Raw genomic sequence first — 15,443 nt, 5'->3', positions numbered from 1 at the left:
GGCGTTCGACCTGCGGAAACCGTGGTGCGATGGTCGGCGCAACTTCCCGGCACAAGCCCGCCGCCGTCAGTCTGGAGCCTCACGCCAGCAGCCGTAACCGGCTCCCGACAGAAGGACGTACTATGTCGCACCTCCCCGAACTCCTGCCTTACACGCTGCTCTTGAGCGGAGCAGCCGGTCTACTCTATGTGATCGCCCTGCTCGCCGTGACCCTCGTCTCCGTCCTCGCCTCCACACAGGATCGCCGCAAGGACGCGCGGACGACGCTCAGCATCCTGGTGCGTCGGCGACCGCGCTGAGGGCAGGGAAGGCATCCGATGCCGCGCACACCGGCGCTCGTGACGCGCCCTGATCACGTGAAACGAGCGCATGGCTTTGAGCGGGAACTCGGGTGCCTGAAGTGCACTTCAGTGAAGCACTGCTTCACCATCATGGATGGCCTGAAATCGTTTGTCAGGAGCGGGAATTACCCGAGAGAATCCTGTGTGCTGTCCCCGCTCAAGCCGTGGCGTTGCCTGCAGCTCCGCGACCGCCGAGCGCGGTCATGGCCAAGGCGGTCGAGTGTTTGAACCAGCGAGGACCGTCAAGGCCGGCGAAGCGTTTCCCGCTCGTCGCGGGGGTGGCCCGTCGGGAGCCTGCAGAGCCCTGGAATGGGCTTTCCCCGCGTGGGCGGGGACGTCCCGCACTTCTGGTCCCCACGGACCGGCCCGGAGTGCGGCTCCATCCAGGGGCACAGCCCTCGTCCAAGCCGCCACGTGTTGGTTTTCCGGCTATTGAACAGAAGGAGGTGGCACGGACTTGCCCGAGGCCCGACCACCGGTTCCTGCCGGACAGCGCGCCAGCTGGGATCCTCGCTTGCAGCCGTGCATCCCCGCCGTCGACCTCGACGGGGCGACCGCGCACCACTCCCTGAGCGCGGTATTCAACCGGGCCGACGAGCTGGCCGCCCTCGACTGCGCCTCGCCGGGCGAGACAGTCGCCGTCATCGAGTATTTGTTGGCCATCTGCTTCGCCTCCGGCACCTGTCCGTCCTCCGACGAGGACTGGAATGCCTGGGTCCTTGACCAAAAGCCCCTCGCACCGGCCGCTGAGTGGCTGTTGAAGCAACCGGCGGACGCCTGGGACATGTTTCATCCCACTCATCCCCTGGCACAGAATTCCGACCTGTCGAAGGATCTTCGCAAAAGCGGCACCGGAACCGCTCAGTTGATCATCGAGCACTCCGGTGACTACAACCAGCACTTCGACCACCATCATCTCGAACGCCACAACCCTCTCCCGGCAGCGGACGCGTTCCGCGCCACCCTCACACAGCACGTCTACGGCCCTTACGGACGGGCACGCATGTCCGGGGGCGAGCTCGGCGCCAGGGTCACCAATCTCGCTGCGGGCCGTCTGACAGGCAGGATCCGGGTCGTCGCCCTGGGGGGAACGCTCGGCGAGACGCTGCGCCTGAACCTCTATCCGCCCGACGGACCGGGGCAGACGCTCAACACCTCCTGGACCACATCCGTCCTTGAGCAGCGCAGGTTCGAAGAGAAACGGAAGCCCCGGGCACCGCGGAGCTCCGCGGACCTGCACAGCGCCCTGGGGCGTTCCGTGCTGCTGCGTCCAGCACACGGCCCACACGGGCAGATCATGGTCGACCGGGTTCTCATCGGCGCCGGTGAGGTACTGGATCTCGACCCGACGCGTCATCTTCAGGACGCCGTGTACAGCACGACGACGAACGGCGTGTCCAAGCCCCTGTGGCCCTCGCCCAGCCGAGCCCTCTGGCAACAGGCCCATGCCCTGTACGGCGCCGTCAACGACGGCCGGGGAGGGATGTACGCGCGCCTGCGGTCCCTTCTCCCGTGCCGGCGACCGGAGCCGGAGGGGCAGGACCCGGAAGAGCAGCAGGGTGCCCCGTACCACCTCTGGGCTGTCGGCCTCCTCGCCAACAAGGCACTCCCCGTCATCTGGACCCACGGCGCCTACCCCTATGCCCCGGGCATGGCCGCGCACCTCTACCGCGCTTCGCGCCGCGGCTCGGACATCGCCGAATACCTGGCGCAGACCCTCAAGAACGCGGCGATCGTGGCTGCGGAGACCGCGTTCCCCGCCATGAGGGCCGCGGACGAGGCCAGTCAGGTGGCACGTCTCGACGCCCGTTACGGCTTCTGGCCCGCAGCCGAGGACCCCTTCCTCGAACTGCTTGACGAGGTGATCGACCGGGGGTTCGAGGACGACGACCCGGTGTCCGCTCCCTTGGTCGCCTACGCACTGAAGTTGATGATCACGGCTCGCACCCGGTTGCTCCAACTCCTCGACACCCTGCCACCCGGCGACCGCTACAACCGAGCGCGGGCCCGGGCCGTACGGCTTTTCGAGGAGGCTGTTTCCGGCGACCGGGCCCCGGCCGAACTCCGAGGGGAGACAGCACTTGACTGAGCAGGATCCGTCGGCCGGTACGGAGGCACCCGACTTCCCGCACGACAGCGCGGCACTCACCACTTGGCTCACCACCCTCGTCCGCAATCGCGAGTACGGGACGCTCGCCGAACTCCGCCGGTCCCGGGTTCGTACCAACGCGCACATCCGCGCGGGCTGGTACGGAGGCGACGACCACCGTGACCTCTTCGAGCGGGTGGCCTTCCTGTTCGCGATCTACCACCAGGGGCGCCCCACACCCTCCTACGGCCACGGCAGTCTCGGCGCCGCGGCCCGCAGGATCGGGGACGGGACCGGGCGCGGGCCGGACAATCCCGGCGCCCAGAGGCTTCTGGACCGTGTCGTCGCGAGCCGACGGGTTCCCTGGCGGCACCTCCAGCACGCGATCACTCGGCTCCGTTCCTGCGAACAGCCCCCACCGTCCTGGACCACCCTGACCGAAGACCTCATCCGGTGGAACGACCGCAAGGCGCGCATCGCCTACGAGTGGTCGGTCCACTTCCACACCCCTCCGGGAACAGCCGGGAAGCGCGGAACGAACCCATGACGTGAGCGACTCCTCCACCAGCGATTCCATCGACGACTCGAAGGGACACCACCTCGTGACCGAGCCACCTCGGAGCCAGTTCCTCTCCTTGCACCTCATCGAGACCCTGGCCGCCGTCCTTCCGGTACGCGACGAGAACGGGCAGCCCAAGTCCCTGGTCTTCGGCGGTGTGGAACGCCACATGATCACGAGCCAGGCCCGCAGGCGCGCCGAGCGGGTCCACGCCCGCAACCGGGCCAACGCCGGTTTGGGGGAGCTCAAGGGACGAAGCATGGGCGTCCGTACCCGGGAGTGGGCCCTTCTGGCCGGCCGTGAACTCGAGTCCGCCCACGGCTGGGACCGGGACAGGGCGCTGGTCACGGCCCGCGCGGTGATGGAAGCCAGCGGTCTCAAATTCGGCGATCCGAAGAAGAAGACCGTGGCCAGTCTGACCAAGGTGCTCATCTTCGCGCCGTCCGACGCCGGAGCGAAGATCGCACGCCACATCGTCGACCGGTCGGCGGAGATCGAGGAGTGGCGCGACGCCTATCTCGAAGCCCAGGCTCGTATCGAGGCGACGAAGAAAACCCGCCGCGGGGCGAGGAACAAGGACACGGCAGAGAAAACCCGCCGCGGGGCGAGGAACAAGGACACGGCAGAACCGGATGTGGAGGAGACACCGGCGGAAACCGCCAGGGCCGTCGCCCTGCCGCCGCTGCCCAAGGCCACCCGCGATGCCGTTCTGCTGGCCCTCGCACCCCGGGACGCCGTGGACATCGCTCTCTACGGTCGGTTCCTCGCCGAGATCCCCGACTCACCCAATGTCGACGGCGCCGTCCAGACGGGACATGCCTTCACGGTGCACGAAGCAGAACAGATCGAAGATTTCTATGCAGCCGCCGATGACGCAAAGCTTGATCGCAAACGCAATGCTCTCGATTTCCTCGACGCCGCAGACGACGCGGGCGCGGGTATGACCGGGTACCAGTCCCTGATCTCCGGCACCTTCTACCGACACGCAGTCCTCGACCGTACGCAGCTTCGCGCCAATCTGAGGGTTGCCGGAATGGACGAGGCCGAGGCCGAACAGGTGGCGTCCGAGGCCGAGAAGGAGTTCGTGAACTCCTTCGTTGAGGCGTTTCCGGAAGCGAAGAAGAACTCCACCGCGTCCACCGGATCACTGCCGGCGCTCGTCCTCGCCTTCGAAGGGGAACGTCCCTACAACTACGCGTCCGCCTTTCAGAGGCCGGTCGACGAGGGGCCCTTGTCGACCGGCGGGGAAGGACCGGCGGGACCCGCCGCCGTACGCAGACTGCTGCGCCACCACACCTTCGTCAGCCGCCGTCGCGGCGATCTGCGCACCACGCGGTTGCTCACGTACGACCCCGAGATCGATCTGCTCCTGGGAGAGCTGGAACTGCCGGAACCGCTGTCCGTGGTGGAGCGGGCCGAGGACCTCACCCCGTGAGCGGCACGAACGACTCGCACGTCCTCCTCATCCGGTTGGCCGGCCCCCTGCAGTCCTGGGGGATCGCAGGAAGGTTCGCCCGTCGCGACACACACAGCCGTCCGACGAAGTCGGGCGTGATCGGCCTGTGCGCCGCGGCCCTCGGACTGCCCCGGGAAGAACCCCTCGGGGAACTCGCCGAGGTGCGCTTCGGGGTGCGGGCCGACCGGCCCGGCACGCCGCTTCGCGATTACCACACGGTCGGCGGCGGAAAGTACCCGCTGCGTCCGCGGGACCTGATCACCGACCACCAGCGAGCCGCCAAGGCGACCACGGACTCGTTGCCGACGCCACCGCAGGACGACGCCCTGGAGCCCGGTCCGTTCGGACGTGCCGAACTCCATGCCTGGTACGGCTCGCCGAAGTACGTCGTCGCCGACCCGAGGTCAGGGGCGCTCGTCTCCGGAGAGGTCCGCCGCCACAGCCTGATCACAGAGCGCTGGTATCTCACCGACGCCGCCTTCCTCGTCGGACTGGAGCACCAGGACAGACACCTCCTGGAGCGTGTGGCCCACGCCCTGGAGCACCCGAAGAGGCTGCTCTGGCTCGGCCGCAAAGCATGTCCGCCGTCGGGTGACCTCGCCGTCGGTATCGCTCCGGGCTCGCTCAAGGAGGTCTTCGAGACACACTCCCTGCTTCCCGATGCTGTCGGTCCCGAAGCCGAGCCGTCGGCAACCACGCAGCGCATACGCCCGTGGGCCTGGATCGAGAGCAAACGGCCGCTCCCCGCCGTCGGCCCCCTGCCCGACCAGCCCGTGCAATTCAGGGCGGACGGAGGGACCCACAGCCTCCGCTGGGAAACCCGCCACCGCATCACCATCGCCGCACACGCTCGTGGATGGGACATCATCCTGTGAACACGAACACCACCACGTCGGATGCTTCGTCGGGCGCGGGACGGGCCGCCAGGTTCGTCGCCGCGCAGACTCTGTTGGCTCTGGACGCCCGGCATCCTTTCGTCAGCAAATCGCTCATCAACGCACAGGACATGCACCGAACCGTCATGAGCGGCTTCCTCGGCTGGGTGGACGACGGCAGCCCGGATCCCCGTGCCCAGATGGGCATCCTGTCGACCTGGACCGTCGACCTCCGGCAGGCGCGGCTCAACCTGGTGGTCCAGTCGTCGCTCCCCGCCGACTGGAGCGGCATTCCCCGTGCGGCCCTGGCCGAGAGGCCGGAACCCCTCACCGTCGATCGGACCTTCCGCTTCGGCGACAGGGTCACCTTCCGCACGGTCGTCAATCCCGTCCACAGCGTTCCGCCTCCACAGGGCTCTCCGCCGAGGACCCGGGGCATCCGCGTCCCCCACACGCGCCCCGAACACGTAAAGGGATGGTTCGTACGGCGCCTCCAACCGCCCGGAGAACCCGCGATCGCCCCGGACGGCGTCACCCGCATCGGAGCGGACGCCGATACCGAGCGGATCGCCGTACGCATGCTCCCGAACGCCTCGAGCCCAGCACCGCAGAAGGGCCTGCGCATCGCCCGTGCGGAAATCAAAGGCGCCCTCACGGTCACCGACCCCAAGACCTTCGTCTCAGCCCTCGCTCAGGGCATCGGCCACGCGCGCGCGTACAGCTGCGGGCTGATTCTCGTACGCTGAACCATTACGAGAACGGCACGAGCCGGACGGCCGCTCGGTCGGACGGATCGGCGTCCCGGAACAGCGGGCCAGGGTGCGGCAGCACCGGACCTGCCGTACGCTCAGGCTTGCGGCTGAACAGTTTTGAGCATCTGCAGAGCGACCTGGATCTCCTCGACCGCACTGATGCGGTCATCGTCACTCGTGTGGAAGTGCATGGTCTCGTTACGGATCTTTCGAGTCTCCTTCACCTGCATCAGAGCCTTCTTGAGCGCTCGACGCAGGCGCAGTTCCAACTCTTGGATGAGGGCGTACGGGCGCAGTTCCTGCTCGAATCTGTGAGCCAGGTCGTGACCGGTCACGATCCCGGAGAGGCTGCCGTCGGGGTTCAGCACGAATACGCAACCGTGGTCGGCTACATCCGCCAGGCAGTCCACCATCGGCTCGTCGGTACGTATGGACCGGACCTTCAACACGGCAGCATCTTCGACAAGTGCGGCGCGCACCATCCAGGCCCGTATAGCACCCACGTCGCCCCCGAACCTGTCGTAACTGAATATCGAAGTGCGATTCGTCGGGCCTAGCCCGCGATTATCGATCATGAAACGCGGGTCATCGCCCGGCTCACCGCAACCGCACCGCATGAACGACCATCGCAGTGTAATAGAGCTTGTCCTATACTTTGAACATGAAGTCAACCCGTGCGGGAACCACCGAGAACATCTCCGTGTCCATGCCCGCCGAGCTGGTCAGCGAGCTCCGCTCCCGAACCGGCCGCCGCGGGCTGTCCAGCTACATCACCGAAGCCGTCAGGCACCAGCTCGCCATGGACGGACTCGCCGAGATCGTGACGTCGCACGAGGAGGAGCACGGCGCGCTCACGGAGCAGGAGATCGAAGCGGCTCGTCGCGAGCTGTTCGGAGACGTGAACGCCGAAGTCGTCGAGCGGGGCGCCGCATGAAGGAGCAGCCGGCCCACTCGCTGGTGCTCGACTCCGAGGCGCTCTCTCTGCTGCTGCGCAACGACCGCGGCATGGTGGCTCGCATCGAGGCGTCCCGACAGGCCGGAGTTCCCGTTCTCGTGTCCGCGCTGACCATCGTCGAAGCCGCACACGGGAAGACCGATCTGGCGCGCTTGAAGTGGGTGCTCTCCCGACTGCGAGTGGAACCGGTCAACCAAGAGGACTCCCTGACCGCAGTGAAGCTGCTTCAGGACGCAGGCGGACTGCACGGACACAAGTACGCGATCGACGCCCTCGTCGCCGCGCTCGCGCTCCGTGTACCGGCCCCCGTGATCGTTCTGACTTCCGACCGTGACGACTGGTCGAAGCTCTGCGGGAAGCGCGTGATCATCAGAGACGTGTAAGCACTGTCGACCACTGGGTCAGTGAGTTCACCGGCACCAGTAGCACGCGGCCTAACCCACCGACAGCAGTGCGGGCACATCGCGCCGTCGCGCTTCCTAAGCCTCCGGCGTCCAGGGCCACCAGTCCACCGGATTGTCAGCATGCTGCAGCAGATAAGGCTAGGTCACACCAGCCAGCCGGTTCATGCGATCCAGCCTCTCACAGCGCCTCGCCCGACCGGCGAAACCCTCACGCGCCCGCCTCACGCGGCCGAATTGCACCCTGACCTTCACCTACGTCTCAGGCGCGGGCACCGACAGCACGGAAAAGGGCTACTCGATGCGAGCCATCCGCTCGCGGAGTCATCCGGCTCGCGGAGTGATCCGCGTGACCGCATCGGTTCAGGAGGGGGTGCGCCTCCGTTCGAGGCCGTCGAGGATCAGGTCGAGTCCGAAGGCGAACTCGCCCCCGTCGTCCCGGTGCGTGAGGTGATGGCGGATGTGCCCGGCCAGGTCGGGGTAGCGCTCGGCGGGGAAGGACCGCAGGAAGCTCTCGCCCGTCTGCTGCATCTGGCCGTGGTCGAGGGGGAAGCCGAGTGACTGCAGTGCGTGCCCGACGATGTGGTTCTCGACCGTGTGGAAGGCCCGGTCGAGCAGGTCCGGCGGGAAGTCCGCCTCGCGCAGGTTGCGCAGGGCGCTGTCCAGATAGCGCATCCGCGACGGCCCCAGGCTGACACTGGACGTCCACAGCGGCGCCGACCAGGGGTGGCGCATGAGCGCGGCGTGCGCTGAGACCGCGCGCTGCCGCGCGTGGTCCTGCCAGTCCGCGCCGACGGCGGGCAGCTCGATCTCCGCGGCGACGAGGTCGAGCATGCCGTCGAGCAGGTCTTCCTTGTTGTCGACGTGGTTGTACAGCGCCATGCCCTCCACGCCGAGTTCCCGCCCGAGTCGGCGCATCGTCAGCGCGCCGATGCCTTCGGAGTCGGCCAGGGCGATACCGGCGCCGAGGACGCGCTCTCGGTTCAGCGGTGCGCGGCGTCCTGAGCGGGGCGGCCTCCCCTGCCCAGGGCTTCCCGGAGAGCTTGGGGAGGGGGGGTTCTGCGTCGGCACGGGCGGCTCTCATCTCCTCTTGACGGTCGGTGACCCGCAGCGTAACGTACGGCGTAAATATTTACGCCGTAAACACCCAGGCGAGGTGCCATGAAAGCGATCGTGCAGCGCGGCTACGGCGATCCCCGCGACGTGCTGGAGCTCCGGGACGTCGGCCGGCCGGAGCCGGGCGGCCGCGAAGTCCTGGTGCGCGTCCACGCCTCGTCGGTGAACCCGGCGGACTGGATACCGCTGGTCGGCCGCCCTTACGTCCTCCGGCTCGGGTTCGGCCTGACGCGGCCGAGAAGCCGAGTGCGGGGCAAGGACGTGGCGGGGACCGTGGAGGCGGTCGGCCCCGAGGTCACCCGGTGGCGTCCGGGTGACGCGGTGTTCGGCGAGCTGCCCGCCGGCGCCTATGCCGAGTACGCCGTGGCGGCCGAGGACGCCCTGGCGCCCAAGCCCGCCAGCCTCGGCTTCCCGGAGGCCGCGGCCGTCCCGCTCGCGGGAGTCACCGCCCTGCAGGGACTGCGGGACGCCGCCGGCGTCCGACCCGGCCACCGGGTCCTGGTCAACGGCGCCTCAGGGGGCGTGGGCACGTTCGCGGTCCAGATCGCGAAGTCGCTCGGCGCGCACGTGACCGGCGTCTGCGGCGCCAGCGGCCAAGACCTCGTGCGCTCGCTCGGCGCGGACGAGACCGTCGACTACGCCGCCGAGGACTTCACACGGGGCGAAGCGTCCTACGACGCCGTTCTCGACCTCGTCGGGAGCCATCCCCTCTCGGCCTACCGGAGGGTGCTGCGCCGCGGCGGGGTCTGCGTCGTCGCCACCGGCATGCCGGGCGGCGAGTTCCTGGGCCCCCTGCCCTACCTCCTGCTGGCCGCGCTCTCGCCCGCGCGCTCCGGCCGGAGGGTGAAGTCGTTCGTGGCGAAGCCGAACTCCGACGACCTCACCGCGCTCGCGAAGCTGATCGAGGCCGACGAGGTACGGCCCGTCATCGAGCGCGCCTACGGGTTCGCGCAGACCGCGACGGCTCTCGCCGGGCAGGGCGAAGGGCACGCGCGCGGCAAGACCGTGGTGACCGTCGGGCCCTGACCCGGACCGCGCGACTCGTCGGCAGGACCCCGTCGGCAGGGGCCCATCACGCCCTTAAGTTTACAGCGTAAATACATGCGAGGGATATCTGCCGCCGACCGCCCGGCTCACGACCTCGACCTCACGACCTCGCGACCTCGCGACCTGGAGAGCAGACATGACCCCGTACGCGATCCATACCGAAGGGCTGCGCAAGCGGTTCGGCGACACCGTCGCCGTCGACGGCGTCGACCTGACCGTCCCGGAAGGCAGCGTCTACGGCTTCCTCGGCCCCAACGGGGCGGGCAAGACCACCACCATCCGCATGCTCGCGACCCTGACCCGGCCTTCCGGCGGGCAGGCGCGCGTCTTCGGCCACGACATCGTCGCCGAAGCCGACGCGGTACGCGCCCTCATCAGCCTCACCGGCCAGTACGCCTCGATCGACGACGACCTCACCGCGCTGGACAACCTCGTGCTGATGGGCCGACTGCTCGGCTACCGGCGCCCCGCCGCCGCCAAGCGCGCCCGCGAACTCCTGGCCGCCTTCGGCCTCGAAGCGGCCGCGAACCGGCGGGTCGGAAGCTACTCGGGCGGCATGCGCCGTCGGCTGGACATCGCCGCGAGCATCGTGGTGACGCCCGCCCTGCTCTTCCTCGACGAGCCGACCACCGGACTCGACCCGCGAAGCCGCACACAGGTGTGGGACGTCGTGCGGGCGCTGGCCTCCGGCGGCACCACGGTCCTGCTCACCACTCAGTACCTGGAGGAGGCCGACCGGCTGGCTGACCGGCTGGCAGTCATCGACCAGGGCCGGATCATCGCCGAGGGCACGCCCGCCGAACTCAGGGGATCCGTCGGCGCCGGGGTGGTGCGCGTCCGGCTGCGACACCCGGCCCGGCGAGAACACGCGGTACGGATCCTGGCCGAAACGCTCGCCGTGGCAGTCCACCGCGAGGAGGACCCGGCGGCTCTGTCAGCCCGTCTGGACGATCCGGGGAGAGCGGGAGCGGCACTGAGCGAACTCGCCCGCGTCGGCATCGAGGTCAGTGACTTCACCGTCGGCCAGATCAGCCTCGACGAGGTCTTCCTGGCCCTGACCGGCCACAACGCCACAGCCACAGCCACAACCGCAACCGCCGTCACACCCCCAGCCCCAGCCGCAGCCGCCGTCACAGCCGCAGCCACAGCCCTAGAGGAGATCAGCTGATGAGCGCCGCCCCGGCCCCGTCGGCCACCGACGTCGAGCCGCTCCGCCCGGCGCTCTCGGCACGCACCCGCCCCGGCCGCGCCAGCGCATCGGCGGCGACCCTCGCCTTCGGCTGGCGAGCGGTCCTGCGGATCAGGCGCCTCCCGGACCAGCTCTTCGACGTGACCGTGTTCCCCCTGCTGATGCTGGTCATGTTCACCTACCTGTTCGGCGGTGCGCTGGCTGGTTCCACCGGCCAGTACCTGCAGACGGTCCTGCCCGGCATCCTGGTCATGACGGTCACCATGACCACACAGTCGACGGCGATCGCACTCAACACCGATATCGCCAAGGGGGTGTTCGACCGGTTCAGGTCGCTGCCCGTCTGGCAGCCCGCCGCCCTGGTCGGGGCGCTGCTGGCCGACCTGGGCCGCTACGCGATCGCGGCCACGATGATCGTCAGCGTCGGGGCGCTGCTGGGCTTCCGCCCCGACGCGGGCCTGCCCGGCCTGCTGGCCGGGGTCGCCCTGGTGCTGCTGTTCGCCTGGAGCCTGTCGTGGGTCTGGACGAGCCTCGGGCTGCTGGCCCGCACCCCCGAGTCAGTGATGTTCCTCGGCATCCTCGTGACGTTCCCGCTGAGCTTCGTCAGCAACGTCTTCGTCGACCCCGCGACCCTGCCCGGCTGGCTTGAGGCGTTCGTCAGCGTCAACCCGATCACGCACCTGGTCACCGCCGTGCGCGGCCTGATGCACGGCGAGCCGGTCACCACCGAGATCGGCTGGGTGCTGATGACCTGCGCCGGACTCGTCGCCGTGTTCGGCCCCGTGACGATGCGGCTCTACCGCCGCGAACGGTGAAGCACCCCGCCCGGCCCCGGTCAGTGTCCTGACTCGCCGCCGTCACCGAGGACGGTCTTCTCCGTCGGCCGGTCCCCCCAGACGGACCGGGCGATCAGGTCGTGCCAGTCGGGCAGCGCGCCTTCGGGCAGCTGGCGGCGCAGCACCTGGCCGGGGAAGCTCAGCGGGCTGGCCTTGGCCGGGTTTCGCAGGGCCTGCGCGACGATCGCGTCGGTGATCGCGTAGGCCAGGTCGCCCCGAGGGAAGGCGGCGTGGACGCGGTCCGCGAAGCCGGGCGGCAGCTGTTCGCCGCCGCGCCCCAGTACGTCGACGGCCGCGCCCGCCTGGGTCAGCGCGACCTCCGGGCCCTTGCGGTGGGCGATCCCGTCCGATGTGTGCAGCGCGACGGCGTCCCACACCAACGCGACCCGGTCCTCCTCGCCCCCGTGTTCCCGCAGGAACCGGGCGGCCAGGTCGGCCCCGTCCACCTCGAACCGCTGGTCTCCGTTACCCCGCTCGGACAGCCCCAGGTCGTGCAGGACGCAGCCGAGGAACACCACCTCGTCGTCGTAGTCGGCGCCGGGCCGCAGCCCCCGCGCCTCGGCCAGGGCGCGGGCGAACAGATAGCTGCGCACGCTGTGCCGGTACAGGAAGCCGGGCTCGGCGTCCGCGACGAACTCCAGGGCACGCGAGGTCAGTTCGGTGCGCGGCAGGTCGAAGTCCGCGCACGGGTCGAAGTCCGCGCACGGGTCGGGGAGGGAAAGGGGTTCCACGGTGGGCTCCTCGGCAGAGATCGGGGTCGCCCCGATCCTGCGGCAGCCCTCTCCGCCCCCGACAGTGGCCAAAATGCCATGCTGCGCTAAGTTCTAGCCATGCCCGTCGTCGCCGTTCTCGCTCTCGACGGCGTCCTGCCCTTCGAGCTGTCCGTGCCCGGCCAGGTCTTCGGCACCGCCAACGAGGTCGCCGCCGCCCGGCACTACCGGCCGCGGGTGTGCGCTCCCCACCGGACCGTCACCACCTCGCCGGAGCACGGGGCGTTCCAGATCCAGGCCCCGTACGGGCTGGACGCCCTGGTGGCGGCAGACACCGTCGTCGTCCCCGCCCACGAGGGTTTCCTCGATCCTCCGCCCGATCCCGTGCTGACGGCCCTGCGCGACGCGGCGGCCCGCGGCGCCCGTATGGCCTCGGTGTGCGTCGGCGCGTTCACCCTGGCCGCCGCCGGACTCCTCGACGGGCGCCGGGCCGCCACCCACTGGCGGTACGCGGACGAACTCGCCCGACGCCACCCGCGCGTAGCCGTGGACGGCGACGTCCTGTTCGTCGACGACGGCGACCTGATCACCTCGGCCGGGGTCGCCGCCGCGCTGGACCTGTGCCTGCACCTGGTCCACCGCGACCTGGGCGCGGACCGTGCGGCCGCCACCGCCCGCCGCACCGTGATGCCGCTGCGACGCGACGGCGGGCAGGCCCAGTTCATCGAACACCCGCAACCCGCGGCGGCCGAGACCGCCACGCTCGGCCCGACCCTGCACTGGATGGCGGGCAACCTGCACCGCCCGCTCACCCTGCGGGACATCGCGGGCCACGCGGCGATGAGCGTACGCAGCCTCAACCGGCACTTCCGCGCGCAGACCGGCACCACGCCGCGACAGTGGCTGCTGCGCGCCCGCGTCCACCGAGCCCAGCAACTCCTGGAGACGACCGGCCTCCCGGTCGAGCGCGTCGCCGCCGCGAGCGGCTTCGGCTCCACGGCGACACTGCGCCACCACTTCGCCCGCATGGCGGGCACGTCACCGCACGCGTACCGCACCGCGTTCCAAGGCGGCCGGACCGGCCAGCGGTGACGTGTCCGTGTGGGACGGGCCTTACGGGCGGGCCGTACGGACAGACCACCTCCTCCCTCCGCGCCCTCAACGAACCAGCTGCTCCGCGTTCGTGAGGAACGGGATGCTCGGTACGAAGAAGTACTCGCCGCCGCGCAGGGTCACCGACTCCTCGATGCCCTTCGGGAACGTGGCGCCGGGCGCGCCATACGTCCTGGGCCAGCGGGGCTCGGGGGTGGGACGGCCCTGGCCGACGACCGGATCCTGGCCCGTCTTGGGTTCGCCCTTGTTCTTGCCGACGACGAAGTCGACGTCGTTGCACCAGCTTTCCTGCATGAACTCGAACTGGTCGCGGATACTCCGCTGGGCGCACAGGAACAGCAGCCCCACCTCCTTCCCGCCCCTGACGGTCGGCTGCTCGTAGCTGATGGCGCGGCGCGTGATCCGGCGGAGCCGCTCCTTCTTCAGATCCGCGCGGAACCGCCACACGGTGTCGCCGCGCGGGTTGGTCTTACGGGTGTGCGCCTGGAACGGGCACAACGCGCCCTTCTTGTCGTGCAGGTAGTCGAAGTCGTTGACGATGGGGTCGTCGACTCCGTGCTCCGTGGCCGGTTCGCCGACCGGCATGCCGTTGCGGAAGCGGCCGACCATATACGCACCGGCGAGTTCGAGGTCGCCCTCGTGCGTGTGCGTGCGGCCGTCCGCCTTGGCGATCTCCTGTGCCAGCAAGAGGCGTTGCTCGTTGAAGCGGTCCAGGTCCTGCTCCAGCTTGCGGTAGACGACGTACGTGCCGTAGCCGGTCATCCCGTCGTGCGCGTCGTGCGCGTCGTGCGTGAGATCGAACGGCCCTTCCGTCCGGGCGACCGGGTCCGCGGCCAGGATGAGATGAAGCGGCGCCGCCGGGTCCCACCTGGTGGTCCCCTCCCGCTTCCCGGCCTTCTTGATGTCCTTGGTGAGGAAAAGCGGTTCGCTGACGCCGTCGGCGAAGCCGAAGTGCTCGCGCACCGGGCCGTCGGGGCGCAGGCGGAGCACCTTTCCGATCTCCTCGTGCGAGACCGTTCCGAACGGGTCGGTGCCCGCCTGCACGTCTTCGCGGATCTTCTTGGCCATGGCCTCGGCGACCTGGGGGCTGTCGTCCGCGACGATCACCAGCGCGTGCAGGGCTTCGCGGAACCCCTCCTCCCACTCCGACGGGGGCGGGTCGCCGAGCTTCTTGCGGATCGTCTCGCTTCTCATCCCCGCCTTGAAGGAGTCCTCGGCTGACGGCGTCTCGTATCCGAGGGCCCGGTAGCCCTCGTAGGTGAGCATCAGACCGATGAAGGGCGGGCTGGGGTTCGCGCCGAGCTCGATGCCCAGATACGCGTCGGGGTCCGGCTCCTGCCGCGCGGCGGCGAAGATGCCGGCGCGCTTGGCGGACTGCTCCCACTGGGCCTTGGCCGAAGTCACCTTGCCGCTCATCGCCTCCAGCCAGCGCCTGCCTCCCTTCGCCTTGCCCTGGGTGAACCGGATGAAGAGGTGGCGGCTGTGGTCGCGTCCATGGCTCTTGAGGATGTTTCCCTGCAACTCCCGCATGAGGTTTTCCTCTTCGGGAGTGAACTCCCCGTGCTGGTAGTCCTCCGGTCCGACTCCGGTTTCCTTGCCGAAGTCGATCGGGGCGAGTTGGGTGGTCACTCGGCCTCCTGTGGCTGGGCGGTGTGGGGGGACGCCCGTCATCCTTGGCCACCCGATCGAGCGATCAAGGCTTCACACGTTCGATTCACCCGACTGCGAGAACGCGTCACCCGCCCGGCTCTCCGCCATGGCGTTCACGCGCCGGAGTGCACGCCGGGCGCACACGGAAAACAGATAGAACACCGACGGAAACGGGTAGAAAAAACAATTCCGCTCCCCCTCGCGACTCGCCGAAATGACGCGGAAACGTTTCTCGCCACCCCTCGATACGAATATGAGGAAAGCCCTCTGACATGCGGATTCCCGCGCTTTCAGGCAGCCCTCATTCCCCCTGCTAGCGTGCAGCCGAGAACACCGGAAAACTACCCGGAGTGC

16 protein-coding genes and 1 pseudogene are annotated in these 15,443 nt (G+C 69.2%); 12 read left to right on the top strand and 5 right to left on the bottom strand.

Translation table 11 applies throughout. From position 1 onward, the window contains the following. Positions 1–122 precede the first annotated feature (122 nt). The 6 genes from ACX6XY_RS11595 to ACX6XY_RS11570 all read left to right on the top strand — a co-directional run bounded on the left by ACX6XY_RS11595 (position 123) and on the right by ACX6XY_RS11570 (position 6,066). Positions 123–299: a hypothetical protein gene (locus ACX6XY_RS11595; protein WP_460328957.1), complete on the top strand. Its 177-nt coding sequence runs from the start codon at positions 123–125 to the stop codon at positions 297–299. A gap of 499 nt (positions 300–798) precedes the next feature. Further along, positions 799–2,430 (top strand): type I-E CRISPR-associated protein Cse1/CasA, encoded by a 1,632-nt coding sequence (casA, locus tag ACX6XY_RS11590; protein WP_460328955.1) that lies wholly within the window; start codon positions 799–801, stop codon positions 2,428–2,430. Further along, the gene (gene casB / locus ACX6XY_RS11585; RefSeq protein ID WP_460328954.1) at positions 2,423–2,977 is read left to right on the top strand and encodes a type I-E CRISPR-associated protein Cse2/CasB; all 555 of its coding nucleotides are present in this window, start codon (positions 2,423–2,425) and stop codon (positions 2,975–2,977) included. Before casA ends, casB begins: the two co-directional genes overlap by 8 nt. Position 2,978: 1 nt before the next feature. Further along, complete coding sequence (locus ACX6XY_RS11580; RefSeq protein WP_460328952.1) at positions 2,979–4,424, top strand: type I-E CRISPR-associated protein Cas7/Cse4/CasC; 1,446 nt, start codon at positions 2,979–2,981, stop codon at positions 4,422–4,424. Further along, a complete protein-coding gene (gene cas5e, locus ACX6XY_RS11575; RefSeq protein ID WP_460328949.1) occupies positions 4,421–5,320 on the top strand; it encodes a type I-E CRISPR-associated protein Cas5/CasD in 900 nt (299 codons plus the stop codon). Before ACX6XY_RS11580 ends, cas5e begins: the two co-directional genes overlap by 4 nt. A 74-nt stretch (positions 5,321–5,394) precedes the next feature. Next, positions 5,395–6,066, top strand: a complete 672-nt coding sequence (locus ACX6XY_RS11570) for a type I-E CRISPR-associated protein Cas6/Cse3/CasE (protein WP_460328947.1) — start codon at positions 5,395–5,397, stop codon at positions 6,064–6,066. Between the two features lie 101 nt (positions 6,067–6,167). Here ACX6XY_RS11570 and ACX6XY_RS11565 read toward each other — a convergent pair whose 3' ends face one another. Next, entirely contained in the window at positions 6,168–6,554 is a 387-nt protein-coding gene (locus ACX6XY_RS11565) for a hypothetical protein (RefSeq protein WP_460328944.1), read from the bottom strand. A gap of 179 nt (positions 6,555–6,733) precedes the next feature. On the opposite strand from ACX6XY_RS11565, the gene ACX6XY_RS11560 reads away from it, so the two are divergent. Together ACX6XY_RS11560 and ACX6XY_RS11555 are read left to right on the top strand one after the other, a co-directional pair. Then, positions 6,734–7,006, top strand: coding sequence for a hypothetical protein (locus ACX6XY_RS11560; protein WP_460328943.1), 273 nt, complete (start codon positions 6,734–6,736; stop codon positions 7,004–7,006). Then, positions 7,003–7,410 carry a type II toxin-antitoxin system VapC family toxin gene (locus ACX6XY_RS11555; RefSeq protein WP_460328941.1) on the top strand — a complete coding sequence of 136 codons (408 nt, stop codon included), beginning with the start codon at positions 7,003–7,005 and terminating at the stop codon, positions 7,408–7,410. Before ACX6XY_RS11560 ends, ACX6XY_RS11555 begins: the two co-directional genes overlap by 4 nt. A gap of 54 nt (positions 7,411–7,464) precedes the next feature. On the opposite strand, the pseudogene ACX6XY_RS11550 reads toward ACX6XY_RS11555, so the two are convergent. Further along, positions 7,465–7,596 (bottom strand): annotated as a pseudogene (locus tag ACX6XY_RS11550) (DUF255 domain-containing protein); the annotation flags it as partial. Positions 7,597–7,791: 195 nt separating this feature from the next. Next, positions 7,792–8,499 carry a TetR/AcrR family transcriptional regulator gene (locus tag ACX6XY_RS11545; RefSeq protein WP_460328939.1) on the bottom strand — a complete coding sequence of 236 codons (708 nt, stop codon included), beginning with the start codon at positions 8,497–8,499 and terminating at the stop codon, positions 7,792–7,794. Positions 8,500–8,589: 90 nt separating this feature from the next. Between ACX6XY_RS11545 and ACX6XY_RS11540 the strand changes: the two genes are divergently transcribed. The 3 genes from ACX6XY_RS11540 to ACX6XY_RS11530 all read left to right on the top strand — a co-directional run bounded on the left by ACX6XY_RS11540 (position 8,590) and on the right by ACX6XY_RS11530 (position 11,595). Continuing rightward, positions 8,590–9,570: an NAD(P)-dependent alcohol dehydrogenase gene (locus tag ACX6XY_RS11540; RefSeq protein ID WP_460328937.1), complete on the top strand. Its 981-nt coding sequence runs from the start codon at positions 8,590–8,592 to the stop codon at positions 9,568–9,570. Positions 9,571–9,727: 157 nt separating this feature from the next. Next, on the top strand, positions 9,728–10,759 hold the full coding sequence (locus ACX6XY_RS11535; RefSeq protein ID WP_460328935.1) for an ATP-binding cassette domain-containing protein: 1,032 nt from the start codon (positions 9,728–9,730) through the stop codon (positions 10,757–10,759). Continuing rightward, entirely contained in the window at positions 10,759–11,595 is an 837-nt protein-coding gene (locus ACX6XY_RS11530; RefSeq protein ID WP_460328932.1) for an ABC transporter permease, read from the top strand. The genes ACX6XY_RS11535 and ACX6XY_RS11530 overlap by 1 nt, the downstream gene beginning before the upstream one ends. Positions 11,596–11,615: 20 nt before the next feature. On the opposite strand, the gene ACX6XY_RS11525 is transcribed toward ACX6XY_RS11530, so the two are convergent. Further along, a complete protein-coding gene (locus ACX6XY_RS11525; protein ID WP_460328930.1) occupies positions 11,616–12,347 on the bottom strand; it encodes an HD domain-containing protein in 732 nt (243 codons plus the stop codon). A 99-nt stretch (positions 12,348–12,446) separates the two neighbouring features. On the opposite strand from ACX6XY_RS11525, the gene ACX6XY_RS11520 reads away from it, so the two are divergent. Beyond that, on the top strand, positions 12,447–13,418 hold the full coding sequence (locus tag ACX6XY_RS11520; protein WP_460328928.1) for a GlxA family transcriptional regulator: 972 nt from the start codon (positions 12,447–12,449) through the stop codon (positions 13,416–13,418). A 66-nt stretch (positions 13,419–13,484) separates the two neighbouring features. Here ACX6XY_RS11520 and ACX6XY_RS11515 read toward each other — a convergent pair whose 3' ends face one another. Then, positions 13,485–15,068 (bottom strand): Dyp-type peroxidase, encoded by a 1,584-nt coding sequence (locus ACX6XY_RS11515; RefSeq protein ID WP_460328926.1) that lies wholly within the window; start codon positions 15,066–15,068, stop codon positions 13,485–13,487. Positions 15,069–15,443: the final 375 nt, after the last annotated feature.

Source organism: Streptomyces sp. O3 (assembly GCF_054788135.1).
This window is presented reverse-complemented; position numbering and strand designations above follow the sequence as displayed.

What these genes read in the sequence shown, in the direction of transcription:
- ACX6XY_RS11595 (WP_460328957.1), top strand. Translation starts at nt 123, where the DNA reads ATGTCGCACCTCCCCGAACTCCTGCCTTACACGCTGCTCTTGAGCGGA.
- ACX6XY_RS11565 (WP_460328944.1), bottom strand. Translation starts at nt 6,554, where the DNA reads ATGGTGCGCGCCGCACTTGTCGAAGATGCTGCCGTGTTGAAGGTCCGG.
- ACX6XY_RS11560 (WP_460328943.1), top strand. Translation starts at nt 6,734, where the DNA reads ATGAAGTCAACCCGTGCGGGAACCACCGAGAACATCTCCGTGTCCATG.
- ACX6XY_RS11555 (WP_460328941.1), top strand. Translation starts at nt 7,003, where the DNA reads ATGAAGGAGCAGCCGGCCCACTCGCTGGTGCTCGACTCCGAGGCGCTC.
- ACX6XY_RS11540 (WP_460328937.1), top strand. Translation starts at nt 8,590, where the DNA reads ATGAAAGCGATCGTGCAGCGCGGCTACGGCGATCCCCGCGACGTGCTG.
- ACX6XY_RS11535 (WP_460328935.1), top strand. Translation starts at nt 9,728, where the DNA reads ATGACCCCGTACGCGATCCATACCGAAGGGCTGCGCAAGCGGTTCGGC.
- ACX6XY_RS11530 (WP_460328932.1), top strand. Translation starts at nt 10,759, where the DNA reads ATGAGCGCCGCCCCGGCCCCGTCGGCCACCGACGTCGAGCCGCTCCGC.
- ACX6XY_RS11520 (WP_460328928.1), top strand. Translation starts at nt 12,447, where the DNA reads ATGCCCGTCGTCGCCGTTCTCGCTCTCGACGGCGTCCTGCCCTTCGAG.